This is a genomic window from Methylorubrum pseudosasae (assembly GCF_029504475.1).
In the GTDB taxonomy this organism is placed as follows: Bacteria; Pseudomonadota; Alphaproteobacteria; order Rhizobiales; family Beijerinckiaceae; genus Methylobacterium; species Methylobacterium extorquens.
The window spans coordinates 90,109-105,977 of the sequence record NZ_JAQGDU010000002.1; the positions used below are offsets into that span (position 1 = coordinate 90,109).

A 15,869-nucleotide genomic window follows, 5' to 3' on the forward strand; every position below is an offset into this window, starting at 1 on the left:
GTGTGAGCTTTGCGCGTGCCAGGTTTTCAGTGACGGACGATCTGCTTGTTGCCCTCTATGGCTACGGAGCAACATAGACGGGATCACCAGCGTTCTCCCTGCCTTCCGGCTGCTCCATTCGGTAATCGCAACCGTGTCTCCGCGACGAAGACCGTCTGTGCACTCCCGTGTCGCTCTCGGAACTGTGGCGGCTGCAGCCATGGCCACCGGTCTCATCGTCCGTGCCCGGGCAAAACAGGCCGAGGACGCGCATCCGCCCCTGGGCCGTTTCGTCGAGGCCGACGGCGTGCGCCTTCACTATATCGAGTGCGGTGCCGGCGAGCCGCTGGTCATCTTCCACGGCAACGGGAGCATGGCGGAGGAATTCATCCTCAGTGGCTTCGCCACCTTGGCTGCGCAGCATTTCCGCGTCATCGTGTTCGATCGTCCGGGCTACGGCTACAGCGAGCGCCCGCACAGCAAAGTCTGGACGCCAGCGGCGCAAGCCGACCTCTTGATCGGTGCGCTGGCTCAGATTGGCGTCAACCGAGTGATCGCCCTCGGCCATTCCTGGGGCGCTTCGGTTGCGATCGTAGCAGCCCTACGCCACCCAGACGCCGTTCGCGGGCTGGTTCTGGAGAGTGGCTACTACTATCCGTCACCCCGTGCCGATCTTGCCCTGTTCTCGATAGCGGCCCTCCCGTTGATCGGTGACGTGCTGCGCTACACGGCATATCCGCTGACAGCGCGCCTGCTATGGCCGATCATGCGGCGCAACCTGTTCAGCCCAGCCGCCGTCGCTCCCTCGTTTGCACGATTTCCCTCATCGATGGCGATGCGTCCGTCGCAGCTTCACGCGAGTGCGGCAGAGTCCGCCTTGATGGTTCCGAACGCGGCGGTGCTCCAAAGGCACTATCGTAAGCTGAGGATGCCTATCGCCATCATCGCCGGGATCGGTGACAGGATGGTCGATGTCGACGGTCAATCCCGTCGCCTCCACGGCGAGGTGCTGCAGAGCAGCCTGCACCTTGTGGAGGAGTGTGGCCACATGGTTCATCACACCGCACCGCACAGAGTGTTGGCCGGTCTCGAAGAAGTTCGCCGGGCTGCTTGCGAGGCGAGCGCCCGCCGAGAGCCGTCGCTCCAAGCGACGTAGACAACTCGGCCCAAAGCCAGCCGGTCAGCTCGTTCAGCGGCCCGGCCTGAAACGCAGGATGCATCCCTGATCTTCGTCGGTCAGGAGGTAGAGGAGACCGTCTGGTCCTTGAACAACCTGCCGGATGCGCTCACCCATTGGAATGCGCTCCTCACCGGTGACGCGCGACGCGACGAGCGTCAGACGAATGACAGCCTGTGAAGTCAGTCCAGCAAGAAACAGGTTCCCACGCCAGCTCGGAAAAGAGCTGCCGGAGTAGAACGCTATTCCTGAGAATGAGATCGAGGGCGACCAGTGGTAAGCGGCATCGTCAAGGTCCGGCCGTGCCGGTGGCCTTGGAATTGCGCTTCCATCCATGTGCTGACCCCAACTGACCAGAGGCCAGCCATAGTTGCGCCCGGGCTCAATGATGTTGATCTCGTCCCCACCGGTCGGTCCGAACTCGCCTGCCCACAGAGCACCGGTTTGTGGCTGGGCCGCGAGGCCTTGGATGTTGCGGTGACCGTAGGACCAGATCTCGGGCCGAGCGCCCTTATGGTTCGCGAACGGATTGTCGGGTGGCATGGAGCCATCCGGGTTGACGCGGATGAGCTTACCGACGTCGGTCGAGAGGTCCTGGGCAAGGTCCGGAGTGAACCGGTCGCCGGTTGAGATGAAGAGCTTGCCGTCGGGCGCGAAGAGAAGGCGAGAGCCAAAGTGGCCAGCGTCACTGCTACCCACCGGCTGCTGTCGGAAAATGACTTGGAAGTCCTCCAACGCGGTTTGGTCTGAGTTGAGCCTTCCGCGCCCAGCGGCTGTAGCCGCTCCGTTCTCGCGCGGTTCGCCGTAGGTTAGATAGATAAAGCGGTTCTCTGAGAAGTTGGGATCTGCCGCTACGTCTAGAAGCCCACCTTCGCCGGTATGGACGGGTGGAGTTCCGCGGAGAGGGGCTGAGACTTGTCCCCCTGCTGAGACGATGTGCAGGCGGCCAGCGCGCTCGGTGACCAGCATGCCTCCATCCGGCAGAAAGGCTAGACCCCAGGGATGGTCAAGATTGCAGGCAACGGTCTCTATGGCGATCTCGGCCTTCTCGGTGCTGAGGCGCTTAGGCGGCCGCGCCACGGCAGGGTGCAGAGCCATCGTGAGCACGGCCGCGGTCGCAATGAGAATACGGATCAAAGCGCTTCCCCAGACCAAGCCTCACCCTGCAACCCGCAAAAGCGCGCTCGGGATCAACAAGGAAGCTGCGCCTGACACTCGTGGCCGAGAACGCGCCACTCGAGCACGTCGTTGAGCGGATGATCTCGCTTGGTGAGAGTGCGGACAGCTAAACACCCTCGCTTACGGGAACGTGCCGGCAGGTCGGGCCGAAAGTGTCTCGCGCTTCATGCCTAGCGTGTAACGGGTTCGGGCACGTCATCGGCCATCTCCATGTTCTCCGACGTGATCTGCCTTGGTGCTCTCGGCAACTGCGGATCGAGCATGCCGTCGATCGGCTTGAGCTTTGATCGATAAGGATCACCGACTGATGCCGCTGCGGTCCGGCGGCGCATGCGCGGCAGCGACCTGCCCCTAGCAGCGGCATACCATCGGCGCCGCGTCCGCATCCGGGGCACATGGCCGGCGCTTGAGCGGCCCCTCCACCGCTTACTGGCACACCCGACACGATTCGAACGTGTGACCTTTGCCTGAGGAGGGGCGCGCAGCCATCCCTTTGAGTGATCAGGGCATCCGCTCGGCCCGCGCAGCACCGTTGCGTCCGCCGCTCAGTTGGGCTACTCACGAGCCACGGTCAGCACCCGTAGCTCAGCTGGATAGAGCGTTGCCCTCCGAAGGCGGAGGACCCGGCTCTCCAGACCACTAAGTGCTTCCTGCCACATCAAAGACTTAGCTCGCCGAGCATCTTCGACTCAACTGCTGTGAGCGCTACACGGCGCAATAGGGCCACATCCCCGAGCGCTCGGGAGTGGAAACCAAAAACCCGACATCGGCGCTCCTGATGCGTATGCGAGTAGGCAGATTCCGTGCGGTGCAATTCAGGCCGAGCCGCTTCCTATGCAGTGCAGGACAGAGCGAAGTCCTAGAAAAGTCGCCTGCCCGACAAGGGAGTGCCTTCTGCGCCCACGAGCTTCGCCGAGCTATCCTTGGCTCTCCGAAGTCATTTCATTAGCATGGGGAAGCTACGAGCGGCGCGGGTTGGAACCGAATCAGCTGGAGAGTGCACTCAATCAGTGCTCACAACGAGGGTTCAACTCTCAGGCTTGCTCAAGATCACGCTGAGGCTGTTGGCTAAGACGACGATTTGCCCAGTAAGGCACAGCCTACGCACCGCTGCATGGGCGGGCACGGCGCCGAGATCAGACGCCCCAAGCCCGCCACGTGCACACCGACTACCTGCAGATATGACACATGCTTCTGAGCTGCGAGCATCACCAGCTGATCGGCTACGGCTACGGCTCCGTCTGCATCCTCCACCTTGCGCTTGCGGCACTTCGTGTAGAACTGGTCACGCAGCATGGCGCACACCGTAGCCGATCGCCAGGCAGCCTCAGGTTGAAGGCCACGCTTGACGCTGCACCAAGCTTGCGCAGAGCTAGTTGAAGCAACCCTGCCGCAGAAATTCGATTCAACCGGCAAGCCAACGTCTATCTACCCGTTCCATCCTCATAATTAATTGCGGGGATTTTTTGACGCGAGGGGTAGTTGAAGTCGATAAGTATTCTGCCATCCAGGCTGCTTATGGCCGAATTTTCAGTCATGAATACCCGGCTCCCAATATGATCGAGAATTCTGGTGTCTTCCGATGGCCATTCTTTTATGATGCAGTAAGACTTTCTCAGTTCCTCTTGATCGCATGGATCTATAGCAAGCGCCTCAGATCGGGCAAATCCTAACGGATGCCAATCGTGTGTTACGTTTCCGATTAAATTAGACGTATTGAAGTCAGATTTATTGCACACGAACTTGAAAGAAGCTTCACAGTATTCCCCATAGTGCCTTTTATACGCCTCAAATGCCCAGGAGCTGCTCTTTTGGCGCTCAGAAAGACTTTCATATGCCGGCTTGCTCAGGCGAGATTTTACATCGAATTTCATCTTCGTCGAGTTTGCCTCAGTCATGTCAATCAATTGAAGAAGCCCTCGGGCGTTTACTGGAAGCAGCTGCCGAGGGCTCAAGACAGGGAAGATAACCGCTGTTACTCTCTGCCCCTCTTGGAACGGAAGTCCGGTGCGACGCACAGCTTCTGCAGCTGTGTAGCCTTTAAGTTCATCGTAATCGCCAACAAACGTGAATCGCTGCTGCGGCGGTCCGAGGAAAGCAGAAGATAGTCTATCTAATGCAAGCTCAGGCTGCAACGTAGGGTCATACGATATCAGCCGAATCACATACTTAACTTTTCGGTTTTCCCTCAAGCGTTCCGATATATCGTGCGGCTTCAAGTCATTCTTCAGTATTGAAGCAATTGCATCACCACGCTGCTTGGCAAGTTCTTCCTGAGATTTGCCATACCGGAGCAACGAAACCGCCGGGCCTGCTGAAATTAGGCAGAGAGAAGCAATCCCTAGGATAACGTTAGCGCCCTTGCGCCAAGCGGCAGCATGAGAAATCAACTTGTAAATTGACAAAGTAAACATCAATAAGGTCAATGCGCCTGCTGCGATCAAAATCAAACCTAAACTATCAGTCACAGTCAAATAGGCAGCTTTCTTTCCGAACTGAAGCCACCTCATCAGCTCGCTCATAGGGTCACCCATCTCAGGTTTTGATCCCAGCATCATGGCTTCTTCTCCGGAAACAGGTGGCCGCAGCGTCAGCGAAACACGCGATCTGCTTGGAGCGCAATGCAACTGTTTTCCTATTATAGCTCAGAATTACCGGCCCCGGGAAACGAGCGGTCGATGCGATAGACAGGCTACAGCGATTGCTGCGAACGGTATCACCACAAAGTGGTAGCATCCGACCAGAAAATCGGCTATCGTAAGCTGGATTCGCATGCAAACTTTTTGATCCTACAGCCGCCGGCTTCCGGATTAGGGAGGATACAATGAACTCGGGCGCATGCATGATAATTGGAGTAACAACGTTTCTGTTGATTAGCGTGCCGGCTTCGTCACAGGAGAGTATCAGATTTTCCGATGTAGATCCGGAACTTTCGCGGTATGGCACAGTAAGCTGGGAGGCTCGGTGGACTAACAACGTGATACCCGTTTGCTGGGTGTCAATGGGTCCGGATCATGAAGAAGAACGGGGTTGGGTCAGGCAAGCGATTGCAGATACGTGGGAAGCCAACTCTAACGTAAGATTCACGGGGTGGTCTCACTGCGCTAAAAATCCTTCCGGTATAAAAATCAAAATAGACGACTCCAATCCCAGGTCACATGTCGGGAAGGACAGTCAAGCAAAAAACCCTAGCATGTGGCTAAACTTCTCTTTCATGAGCTGGTCGCCTTCATGTCAAAGTAATCGCAAATCGTGTATCATTTCGATTGCAGCACATGAATTTGGACATGCAATCGGGTTCCAGCACGAGCAGCTACATCCGGATGCTTCGCCAGAGTGTAAAGAACACTTGCAGAGAACTGGCCAGTGGGAATGGCCAACCGGCCATGAGACGACGCTCACATCATATGACCCAGACTCGATTATGAACTACTGCAACGCCGTTTATAACAACAACGGGAAGTTGAGTCAAAAAGATATAAAGTCCGTAAAGATTCTATTTCCGTGAGGCTAAGATGAAAACTTGCGGCCCATCATCCTGGACTTTATTATTCCTGGCTTGCCTGGCGCTAGGAATGCAAGATGCGAATGGGCAAGAGGCGATTTCTCCAGCAAAAAAAATTTTTTCTGAGAATTCTGGGGCGGTTATTCGTGTCGAGATTCCGGCTGCACCCGACTCCCCGAGCAAAAATTCGGTCATTGGATCGGGCTTCATCATCGGCAAATATGGTATTGCAGTTACGGCTAAACATTTGCTGAGCGCTTACAAAAATAGTCAGGAGACGCCAATCAAAGTTCGAATAGGGTCCCTCGACGGGAAGGAAGTCTCAGCAGAGCCGCAGATGTTCGATATAGGCTTGGATATTGCCATACTGAACTTACGACATCCAAGTAGCTACGGAATTTCAGAGTATCCCGTTTTAAAACGGGGTGACTCTCGCTCTTCGGCGATAGGAGACTTTTTGTATGTAGTCGGATTCCGGCTCACTGGACCTATTGGCTTAAGTCCGGGAGTCCTGACTTCCAACCATGGAGGCGGACCAGGAGGAAATACTCTTTGGGAGTTGAGCGCTGGCGTAACAAACGGAAGCAGCGGGGCACCGGTCTTCAACTCCGCTGGTGAAGTGATCGGTGTAGTAACCGGCGGCGTTCCTGCAACTAGCGTTAATTACATGTATCCGGAGTCTGCACTCGAGCCATATGCTGCGCTTGCTCAATGGTATCGTCGGCCGCCTGCGCCTTCTTCTCTACCAACTGCTACCCACAATGCCATTCAGGCGGGCGGAAGTGCAATCGTGTTCGACGGATGGACGAATTACAATCGAAGTGGGTTTAGTTTTTCTAAAGCCAAGGTGGTGGCGTGGGACTCCCCAGATGCTGATCTACTTGTGGCAAAAGCAGACAGGACAACTGACAAGAAGCTTTCATTTTTTATACCTAACAGTTCCGATCCTTATAATGGACCTCGTGATCAAGAAGCTAAGGGTGGCGTTATCGCAATGAAAGAAGATGACCTGAACAAAATTGTGCGGTGTCCTGAAGCTGGCTATAAAGCACACTGGCAAGATGCCGTTATCGGAGCTACCTACTGCCTGAGGCTGAGGTCAGGAGACCGGTTCGCAAAGGTGAAGGTTCAATCTGCAGACGAAAATCGGTTAGTATTTGATTGGGAGCCTGACGGAAAATAGCTCTCCGAGAGTTGTTCCAATAATTGCGGGCAGTGGTTTTTTCACAACGGACTTATTTCTGTCGGTTTGACTGCGGGCGGGCGACGAGCCTGGCTTAAATAGCCGTGATTGACATAAGCGGCATCCGCGCTGTCGCCGATCGCCTCCTGCGCGGCATCTGCCAGAATGGCCCCGCGGCGTGGTCATCTGCATCGGCGAGCTTAAGATGCAGTGTCAGGACTCGTTCCTGCGTATTGACCGCCGTATGCAGTTTGGTGCCGCGGGTGCGCTTGTGTCCATCACAGGCGGAGCGAGCGCTCCGATCCGGCAGCGATCGCCAGGTGCGGCTGTCGAGCACCACGGTCGTGAGCTCCTCCGCATGGCCTGCGGCCAGGTGCAACACGGCGCGCAGGTTGGCGGACAAGCTCGCGAAGGAGTGAGCCCTGAGCCCGCGTTGAGCCTAATCATACATGGTGTGCCGGGGTGGCAGGTCGCGGAGCATCGCGCGCTAAGCCACGCCGTAACGAACCACGTAGCGCGGCCGGTTGAACACCTTCCGCCGGCTTTGTTCGCGCTGTCGGGCCACCTCAGGCTGTAGCTTCAAGTATGGGGCGACCAGCGCCCATTCTTCGTCAGTGACATGGGACGGATAGGCGCGGAGGGCCCGCGTCTCTCGAAGTCGCGAACACTCACAGGTTCGTTAGGCCCTCGGTGCTGAGCGGTCGTTTGTGGTGAGCTGCATCCTCTCGCTCTGTGGGCCTGCGCAGCAGTTCGCCGTGCCCCATCCCGGTGATTGAGCAGCCAGGGTCACGGTCCATTGCAATGCTGGAAGCTTGCGATTGTCGCATAGGACAGGTTTCTGGCACCAAGCGGAGCAGACTGCTCACGCCGATCCGTGTTCCGCGCTCGGACAGTTGGGTGCGATACTCTAGCAGAAACAACCTAGGCTGCGCCTCGTGGATCTGTCGGATGAGTTCAGTCTGGGCTTCAACCGCATGTTGGCGCTGGTCGCCGTCCGTCGGCTTGGCGCGCGTGCGGCCCTCCCGCATGAAGGCTTCGTGCCAGCGCATTGCGCTAGCTGGGCTGACCGCGAAGCGCCGCGCCGCCTCCCGTCGCGAGGCTCCGCCCTCGATCGTGGCGACAACCTGCTCGCGCGAATCGGTGGATAGGGCTGAGGGCATGCGGCTCTCCTCATCGGTAAGCCGCGCATCCAGTTACATCCCGGACCGCGCCGAAACCACAACCGATTCACGCTGATCAGAAACGGCTCTGGGAGATCGACTAGCGGGTGAATGCACATCGTGACCGCTCGGCCGAGGGAGCGGCCGGATCTCTCAATCGACGCGAACTTCGTATAGGTGCGCCGAGACGGCAGGATGTCTAAGCGGCCGTGATCTTGGCAAGAGCATGAACACCGACGGTTGACTCGAGGCGCAGAGCATGGACGGCGCTCCAGCAAGGCCGAGATCTTCTGGAAGCCTCTCCTCCCGAAATGGACGTGCTGCTGTCTGCGCCGGGGGAAAGCTCGTTATCTCGGATGCGCACGAAGGAATCGATATCTCTGCCGCCAAGGTTATTAGGGTCATTCCGCAGCGATGCCGACAGAAACGAGGAAGCACGATTTACTAAGAACCCGAAGCATCGGGCTTTTCCAGCACGATCAAGCCATCTAAAATCTAACCCCACAAACTTGTCGCTCGGAGTAGGTCGATGCCGGGAAGGCTCGCAGACGGCAGGAAAAACCAGTGCCACCTCAAAGGTGGCAACGTCGGCAGATTCAGCAATCCGCGCCGAGCAGCGGTTCGGAGCCTCCAAACTCTGATCAAGTGCCTGATCTTGACAGCCGCGATTGCATTCACACCTGTTTCTCATTCTAGCTGTAGCGCGGGCGAGCAGAGATCAGGCCAGACACACCTCTCCGCCGGAGCAACAGTTCAGGTAACGAGATTTTCCTCACCAGCAGGAGATGATGAACTAGGCTGGCTGAGAAACAAGGTGGAGACGAACATTGCAATGTTCTTAAGTGAACTTGGAGCGAGAATCTTAGCGGGCAACATCACCAATCCGTCAAGACGACCGATAGATGCGATAATATCCGGAGTAATCGAACTATCCGAGGGGTCGCATTCTCGAGCCAGAGACATCACGATCACTGTCGAATGCTCCGTGGATGGAGTCTGGAGAGCGAAGTCCACCGTAGACGGCGCACTATCAGACTTTAAACAGGTTTACCAATCTCTTCCAGCTGCTCTCATTAACTCTATGCAGCCGTCTTCTCCCGGGTGCCTGCAAGCCGAGATATCATCACGCTTCTCCAGATCACCATTGGCCTACGCCTTTTGGTTGGAGGCACATCGCCGAGCGAAATCGAATGAGAAGGATCTTGCACTCACATTTCTGTTGCGAGCGGTGGAGATAGACCCAGATTTTTCTGCCGCATTATTTAACATATCTGAACTAAGATCGCAGAATCGAGATGTTAACACAGCCGATATAGCTATAGAGAGGGCAAAATCAATAAACCCTGATCACCCTAAAAGATCGATTGTATATCAGGCCGTAGATCCATTGCCCGCAGTTCGCACCGAAATGCTGAACTCAAAATGGCAGACGATTGGTGATGGCCTGTGGCTGAAAGAAATTCGCTCTAGATTATATAATTTGGAAATGGTTTCGGTGAAAGCTGACGCTGGCATATATGGTCTGGGTGTGACAATTGCAGATCAACCGATGGGATCTACTGCCAAAGCCCTAAGAGAGAAAACCGGCTCCGTTGCGGCTTTGCCTGGCGGCTTCTTTGAGCGCGATCCCAATAATAATCTCAGTCCCTCTGGCCTCGTCATAGTAGACAAGGCCGTGATCAAGCAGGTTACTCAGGGCGCGGGAACAGGAGTGCTGGCAATCAGCGAAGATATGACCAGCATCGCGGATGCGCGATCGAGCAGCCTCAGCAGCCTGACATTTGGCCTCCAATCCGGACCGATACTTGTGGAAACCGGCGGAAGAATGGGTGTTTACCGAAATGATCGTGTTCGGCTCGAGAGAGCCGCAATATGCGTCAATAAAGATATCCTGATCTTGGTGTTTGTCGGCGGATCTGGGTTAAGTTTGTATGATCTCTCTGAACTTTTAGTATCCCCTGAGGGCAGCGGAGGGCTTGGTTGCGACTCTGCCTTGAATTTAGATGGCGGTCCCTCGGCTCAGCTTTCTCTCGGGTCAGATGGTCGTATCGTAGAGAAGCCTGGATTCTGGAGGATCAACAATGCTCTGTTGCTCAAAAGAAAAGATAATTAGAATAGTCTTCCAATAATCCAGCCATACTCTCCCCGCACTAGCCGGTCACCGCGACGATGGGGTGGCACGTAGGTTTGCAGATGCCGCCCCGATGCGGTCGGCCATAGATTGTTAAATTGGCGGACCTTCGGCTTGCTGGTGCCGATGCAGCGGCCCGGCCAGCCCTGCGAGTTCGCACCGGTCTACGTCATGCTCGCGAGCCCGGAAGCGAGCTACGTCTCAGGTGCGACCATCGCAGTCACTGGTGCCCAACCTATCATCTGATCCTGTGATCTACTGGGTTCTGACCTAGAGGCCTCAGGGGACCCGTGATGGATGAGCGTCGCCTCATGCAGGACCTCACAAATCCGCTTCCGCCATAGTGACTGCTGCCCTGCGCACGGCACCCGCTCGCATCGAAGTTGCCACACATGGCGGACGAGGCAGGCCAGATCGTGCGCACGGCGTTGCTCGACACGGTCACGCACCTGCGGTGAGCCCGCCGCTCTAAGCGCCGCATAGAGCGACAAGAGCAAATGTATGACGCTGACCGTGCTAGCCGTGCTGACACTGACAGCGATTGCCCTCGTCCACTCGGAGCGGCCCTCAGCCCAGGCGACCACGCTCGCAATCTTCCCAACCGCCATGATCACGATGCTCGGAATGGTCGCGATGCACGGGCGCCCCTTCAACGGGCCTCCGGCACCTAAGGTCGATCCGCTCAAGCTCGCTCACACTGCGATGGTCGCCGACGCGCGCATGCGGACGATTCAGACCGCGGTGAGTGCAAGCTCGGCAGAAGCTAACGCAGGCGGGCCGTGACCGGATCGAGCATCCTGAGGGGCGGAGAAAGGGGACAGAGCGAAGATCCTAGAAAAGCTGCTTGTCCGGCAAGGGAGTGCCTTCTGCGCCCACGAGCTTCGCCGAACTGTCCTTGGCGCATCGAAGGCATTTCATCGGATTTCCCCACAAGACGCCTGCCCGGCGCAAGTGAGCATCGAGCAACTTACTCATCGGACTGGCAATTGCTGACCTTACGTCCGCGCCGCGGAGCTTGCCTCGAAGCAGTCTCAGGCTACGGCCGCGTAGGGGAGGCAGCGATGCGCATCGGGGGCGACCTAGGGTGTTGGGGTTAACTTGCTACTTCACCGAAGTATCAGGGTGGAAGGCTGCATCCATGCAAGCTCAGCGATAGCCTGTCTTTTGGTCAGCTCCAGTAAAGAGGCTCCCCGCAAGGCTTGTTCGAATGAACGTCTGCTCCTAATGCCCGGACACGCCCCAGGCTGCTCCCTAGTGCTGCCCGAACGCTCGTTGAGGTTGTCTCTGGCGCCCGGTGATCAGAGGAAGCCGTGGGCGCGCAGCGCTCGGATCGACGTGGCCGCGCCCTGATGATGGATGAAGTGGCCACCGGCCTCTTCCCAACGGTGCCGATGGGTGTCCCGGTCGTCGACCAGCGCGTCGCCCGGACGACAATGCTCGCGCTTCAGCGCAGCGGTCGTCGTGATTGTCGGCGTGCCGGGGAAGTGGCGCTCGGCCCAGCACCGCTTCTGCGGCTCGGCCCAGTTCCTGCGGGGCAGGCCGGTCAGGATGACACGTTTATCCGGGCTGGCGCACGGCCATCGCAGAGGACGAGGAGGCGGCCGACCGCTTCACCTACGAAGTGCGCAGGTTCTTTCCGTTCATCCCCTTCATCGGCGGTCGCGTGCGGGAACCGTTCACCTGGGGCGGCCACGACTTCCATGGGGGCGAGTGGGTGCTCATGGATCTCTACGGGACCAATCATGACCCGCGCCTGTGGCACGCGCCGGATCGCTTTGATCCCGACCGCTTCGCGGATGAGACGATCGATGCATTCAACCTGATCTCGCCTCAAGACCGTGGCGCCCGCGACCGTGATCCGCGAGCTGAACACGATCTCACACGCCATCGACACCGCTCGGCGTGAGTGGGGCATCCACATCGCGACAAACCCTTGCAAACTCGTGCGCCGACCATCTCCCCCGAAGGGCCGCACTCGTCGTTTAGAGGGCAACGAGGAGAAGCTCCTGCTCGCTGCTGCTGACAAGGGCCGGGTGCCCTACCTGCGCCCGCTGATCGAGCTTACTGTCGAGACCGGAATGCGTCGAGGTGAACTTCTGAGCTTGCGCTGGGACAATATCGATCTCAACCGGCGTGTTGCGCATCTGCCGCTCACGAAGAACGGGACCAGCCGGGATGTGCCCCTGTCCACACGCGCCGTGGAGACGCTCAGGAGTCTCAGGACGAGCGAGAGCGTGACGGTGTTCACCGCTGCCCCGAACGCTGTCAGGCTTGCCTGGGAGCGCCTGAGGCGACGTGTGGGGCTCGAGGATCTGCACCTGCACGATCTGCGGCACGAGGCAGTATCCCGGCTGTTTGAAAAAGGCCTCAACGTCGTCGAGGTCGCCTCGATTTCCGGGCATCGAGAGCTGAGGATGTTGACACGCTACACACACCTGCGAGCTGATGATCTAGCAAAGCGCCTCGGATAACCGGCAACGACGTTCAACAACTCAGCTCATTCCAAGCCAGATCCCCGCTCGCTGCTGAAGCTTCTCAACGATACCCCGGCGCGCGCGAGCTTGGTGTCGGGTGTAGGTTTTTTTTCGAAAGTTCTGAAAACTTAGTCGCAATCTCATGATCACTTGGGGCGCGGCCGGATGTCTGCAGAGCAGCAAGACGCATCGACTGCCAAAACAGCGTTAGCTCTTCCTCGCGGCCGGCGAGTTGCTCCAAGAACTTGTCCCCGTATCGCCATTTGACGGCGCGGATCAGCGCTTTCAGTCTCCGCCCAGCTTCCTGCGCAATCTCATGTTCTGGAGATAGCTTATAATCAGCTCTGCTATCTCTCTTTTTTTCATTGCCATTTTCGTTGGATTTGCGCCTTTTCTTCTCCGCCTGTTTTTTTCGAACTTCCACGTATTTTTGAACAGCCGGATGAGTCGGGTTTTTCAACCTGGCGATCAGATGTTTCTCAGGTATTCGGTTTTTTCTCCATATGGGTGGCAGCGCTCCGTTCTCTACTTCAGATGCAGGCTCATCCATGCACTTGTCCGCATCGAAGAGCACAAGTTCCTCCAGCAAGCGGTCCAGTTCGTTCTGAGGAGAATGTATCGCTCTGCACTTGACGTTGGAATTTTTAAGGCTGCCTTGTTCACAAAAGGCTCCTGTCGGTCTGCTTATAGCGGTTGGAGCCTGGTTTTTTGAGCAAGATTGCTGCGTGACCCTCCCAGAGAAGGGGTGCGTGACCCTCGAGAGCCAAACTGCTGTCTTCGCAGGATTTTTCGCGATGAGGGCATGGCAAGTTTTTCCTTAGTATGTATGTATTCTATGCATCTACTTATCTATATCTACAGCAAGCTCGCTTCGCTCGCCGGACCGAGGTTCGCTTCGCTCACCATCGGTCCGCAGCTTCCATCGCCGGGAGTCGTTCGAGAGCACAGGCTCCAGACACCCTCCGGCTAGCGCTTCGCGGGCTGCGCCCGCTCAGCTACAGGACACATGCAGCAACCTCTCGCGGCTGCTCCGGTCGCGCTGCGCGCTCCCAGCGCTCCGCCAGGCTTATGCTGGCCGGCGATTCTAGGAGTGCTGTTCCGGAACGCAGAAACCGCCGGGACGGTGAGAACCAGCGTCGGCAAAGACACGAAGTCCTAGATGGCCGCGGATGCCGAAAGGGAGTGCCGTCTGCCTCCCCATCCAAAAAGGCAGCATCCTTGGCGTAGGATGCCCTTCAGATCGCATCAGGGCCGCACTAGCAGCTTCTATCCTTCTCAGAGTCCGTGACACAGCGGTCCAGCTTTAGGGCCAGCCTGCGGTGCCCTGAGGGCAACTTCAGCTGTGTCGCTTGTATCGGACCAGAACCCTATGCCACCGCGCGCCTGTTCAGCGCGTCGATGACCTCGAACAGCCGGTTCGTCTACGCACCGTCAAAGTCCTGCTCCGGCCCCTGAGGCGCCACGTCCGTGAAGGGTCTCTCGTAGAGCAGACCTGGCTCTACTTCTCCTCGCATATTAAATTGCCTACAGGTCTGCGATGCTCGTGCTCTGTGCTGGCCTCATGCATCCGCATGTTCCTGACCTGCACGGGCTCGAAGGGCCTCGTAAAGCTGAGCTGGCCCAAGCAAGACCTCTCTTAGCCCCTCACGAACCTTCTGCGAGTCGAGTGCTTGCTTACTGAGAGCCGCGTGAGCTTCGAACGCATCGATGATGGCGTTCATCAGTTCGGCCTTTAGCGTGGGCGAATTGTCGAATTGGGCCTTGGTGTTGTTGGCAGCCTGCGTCACGAGAGCCTCAGACTCGAGCATTTTATCCCGAAGCGTCGTTACGTAGCTCAACTGGTCGCCGTCGGTCGTGTCGCCGCCGAACAGGTCATTCACGCGTGCGATGATCTCGGCGAGGAGCGCTTTTTCCTTCTCCTGCACCGAGCCCGATCCCATCCCGGTCATCGGCATCAGCTTCGTCTCGTCGCGGCCCGAGACATCGAGCCGGCGCTGACCCTCATTTTTGAGGCTGTGGTGGGTCAGCGTCACCTTCGAGAGATCGACCCCTTCTCGCTCGCGCCCGAAGTCGAGCAGTGGCACCAGATGCTTATAGAACAGGAAGCGCTTCTCGACGGCCGTGTTCGCGTAGTCGAAGATCTGGGACAGGAAGCTATAGGCACTCTGGAAGGTGATCATGTCGCTCTTCAGCAGCAGAAGCGCGTCGAGCTCATCCTTCGCCTCGCTTGCGCCCCTGTCGTCCTCCTGGTCCGTCGCTCGCTGTCGGCGCTCCTGCGCAGCCCTGAAGCGCTTGAGCAGTCGATCCGCCACAGGCGCGATCGCCGCAACCAGATCGCCCTGTTTGGCCCTCGGGTTCATCGCGATGGCGGCGACCCGGTCCACCTCGAACTCGTCGTAGTGCCCGCTGGCGTCGAGCTTGGCCTTGAGGTCGCGGACGATATTCGGGTCTGTGACGCCCTCCAGTTCCGCCGTATCGTAGTAGGTGCGGAACGCGTTCAGGATCTCTTCGGAGGAATTCACGAAGTCGAGAACGTAGGTGGTGTCCTTGCCGGGATGGGCGCGGTTGAGGCGCGACAGCGTCTGGACCGCTTGAATCCCCGCAAGCCGCCGATCGACATACATTCCGCATAGCAGCGGCTGGTCGAAGCCGGTCTGAAACTTGTTGGCGACCAGCAGGAGGTGGAAGTCGGCGCCCGCGAAGGCTTCCCGGATGTCGCGCCCCTTGAGCCCCGGATTGAGCGCGGCGCTCGCCTCCGTGAGCGGCTCCTCGCTCGACTCCGCGTCGCTCACCTCCCCTGAGAACGCCGCCAGCGTGCCGAGCCCGTAGCCCTTCGATTTGATGTAGCCGTCGATAGCGAGCTTCCAGCGCACCGCCTCCTTGCGGCTCCCGAGCACGACCATCGCCTTCGCCATGCCCTGAAGCAGCGGCTGGACGTTCTCGCGGTAGTGCTCGACTACGATCTCGACCTTCTTGGCGATGTTGTAGGGGTGGAGCCGCACCCAGCGGCCGAAACGAGGGCAAGGTGCAGCTTGCCAACCGCGCGACGCCAACCGGGTCAAAGCTGCCTGAGGCTGAGAC

At 57.9% G+C, this 15,869-nt stretch carries 12 protein-coding genes and 3 pseudogenes; 8 read left to right on the plus strand and 7 right to left on the minus strand.

Annotated features, from left to right (window positions below; all coding sequences use genetic code 11):
• Nucleotides 1-199 precede the first annotated feature (199 nt).
• Nucleotides 200-1,135, plus strand: coding sequence for an alpha/beta fold hydrolase (locus tag M2437_RS01275; protein ID WP_253389183.1), 936 nt, complete (start codon nt 200-202; stop codon nt 1,133-1,135).
• 33 nt (nt 1,136-1,168) lie between these two features.
• Here the strand turns inward: M2437_RS01275 and M2437_RS01280 are convergent, their stop codons facing one another.
• Nucleotides 1,169-2,293, minus strand: a complete 1,125-nt coding sequence (locus tag M2437_RS01280; RefSeq protein ID WP_253389184.1) for a PQQ-dependent sugar dehydrogenase — start codon at nt 2,291-2,293, stop codon at nt 1,169-1,171.
• A 1,466-nt stretch (nt 2,294-3,759) separates the two neighbouring features.
• Nucleotides 3,760-4,857 (minus strand): hypothetical protein, encoded by a 1,098-nt coding sequence (locus M2437_RS01285; RefSeq protein ID WP_277570179.1) that lies wholly within the window; start codon nt 4,855-4,857, stop codon nt 3,760-3,762.
• Between the two features lie 320 nt (nt 4,858-5,177).
• Between M2437_RS01285 and M2437_RS01290 the strand changes: the two genes are divergently transcribed.
• Both M2437_RS01290 and M2437_RS01295 read left to right on the plus strand, forming a co-directional pair.
• On the plus strand, nt 5,178-5,843 hold the full coding sequence (locus tag M2437_RS01290; protein WP_373691187.1) for a M57 family metalloprotease: 666 nt from the start codon (nt 5,178-5,180) through the stop codon (nt 5,841-5,843).
• A gap of 67 nt (nt 5,844-5,910) precedes the next feature.
• Complete coding sequence (locus M2437_RS01295) at nt 5,911-7,023, plus strand: S1 family peptidase (RefSeq protein WP_253389186.1); 1,113 nt, start codon at nt 5,911-5,913, stop codon at nt 7,021-7,023.
• Between the two features lie 94 nt (nt 7,024-7,117).
• On the opposite strand, the gene M2437_RS01300 is transcribed toward M2437_RS01295, so the two are convergent.
• Nucleotides 7,118-7,426, minus strand: a complete 309-nt coding sequence (locus M2437_RS01300; protein ID WP_253389187.1) for a hypothetical protein — start codon at nt 7,424-7,426, stop codon at nt 7,118-7,120.
• A 445-nt stretch (nt 7,427-7,871) separates the two neighbouring features.
• A pseudogene (locus M2437_RS01305) lies at nt 7,872-8,183 on the minus strand (IS630 transposase-related protein); the annotation flags it as partial.
• A 1,144-nt stretch (nt 8,184-9,327) separates the two neighbouring features.
• On the opposite strand from M2437_RS01305, the gene M2437_RS01310 reads away from it, so the two are divergent.
• The 3 genes and pseudogenes from M2437_RS01310 (at nt 9,328) to M2437_RS01320 (ending at nt 11,097) form a co-directional block, all read left to right on the plus strand.
• Complete coding sequence (locus M2437_RS01310; protein ID WP_253389188.1) at nt 9,328-10,296, plus strand: phosphodiester glycosidase family protein; 969 nt, start codon at nt 9,328-9,330, stop codon at nt 10,294-10,296.
• A gap of 120 nt (nt 10,297-10,416) precedes the next feature.
• A pseudogene (locus tag M2437_RS01315) lies at nt 10,417-10,560 on the plus strand (SDR family oxidoreductase); the annotation flags it as partial.
• A 255-nt stretch (nt 10,561-10,815) separates the two neighbouring features.
• Nucleotides 10,816-11,097 (plus strand): hypothetical protein, encoded by a 282-nt coding sequence (locus tag M2437_RS01320; RefSeq protein ID WP_253389189.1) that lies wholly within the window; start codon nt 10,816-10,818, stop codon nt 11,095-11,097.
• Between the two features lie 515 nt (nt 11,098-11,612).
• On the opposite strand, the pseudogene M2437_RS01325 reads toward M2437_RS01320, so the two are convergent.
• Nucleotides 11,613-11,867, minus strand: a pseudogene (locus M2437_RS01325) (hypothetical protein); the annotation flags it as partial.
• 68 nt (nt 11,868-11,935) lie between these two features.
• Here M2437_RS01325 and M2437_RS01330 point away from each other — a divergent pair.
• Together M2437_RS01330 and M2437_RS01335 are read left to right on the plus strand one after the other, a co-directional pair.
• Nucleotides 11,936-12,220: a cytochrome P450 gene (locus M2437_RS01330; RefSeq protein WP_253389190.1), complete on the plus strand. Its 285-nt coding sequence runs from the start codon at nt 11,936-11,938 to the stop codon at nt 12,218-12,220.
• On the plus strand, nt 12,168-12,785 hold the full coding sequence (locus M2437_RS01335; RefSeq protein ID WP_253389191.1) for a site-specific integrase: 618 nt from the start codon (nt 12,168-12,170) through the stop codon (nt 12,783-12,785). The genes M2437_RS01330 and M2437_RS01335 overlap by 53 nt, the downstream gene beginning before the upstream one ends.
• Nucleotides 12,786-12,849: 64 nt before the next feature.
• Here M2437_RS01335 and M2437_RS01340 read toward each other — a convergent pair whose 3' ends face one another.
• Both M2437_RS01340 and M2437_RS01345 read right to left on the minus strand, forming a co-directional pair.
• Nucleotides 12,850-13,377, minus strand: a complete 528-nt coding sequence (locus M2437_RS01340) for a hypothetical protein (RefSeq protein ID WP_499006377.1) — start codon at nt 13,375-13,377, stop codon at nt 12,850-12,852.
• A 970-nt stretch (nt 13,378-14,347) separates the two neighbouring features.
• Nucleotides 14,348-15,850, minus strand: coding sequence for a type I restriction enzyme subunit R domain-containing protein (locus M2437_RS01345; protein WP_499006378.1), 1,503 nt, complete (start codon nt 15,848-15,850; stop codon nt 14,348-14,350).
• Nucleotides 15,851-15,869 lie beyond the last annotated feature (19 nt).

Excerpts from the sequence above, each read along its gene's own strand:
- M2437_RS01275 (WP_253389183.1), top strand. The coding sequence starts at position 200 with ATGGCCACCGGTCTCATCGTCCGTGCCCGGGCAAAACAGGCCGAGGAC.
- M2437_RS01285 (WP_277570179.1), bottom strand. The coding sequence starts at position 4,857 with ATGAGCGAGCTGATGAGGTGGCTTCAGTTCGGAAAGAAAGCTGCCTAT.
- M2437_RS01290 (WP_373691187.1), top strand. The coding sequence starts at position 5,178 with ATGATAATTGGAGTAACAACGTTTCTGTTGATTAGCGTGCCGGCTTCG.
- M2437_RS01295 (WP_253389186.1), top strand. The coding sequence starts at position 5,911 with ATGCAAGATGCGAATGGGCAAGAGGCGATTTCTCCAGCAAAAAAAATT.
- M2437_RS01320 (WP_253389189.1), top strand. The coding sequence starts at position 10,816 with ATGACGCTGACCGTGCTAGCCGTGCTGACACTGACAGCGATTGCCCTC.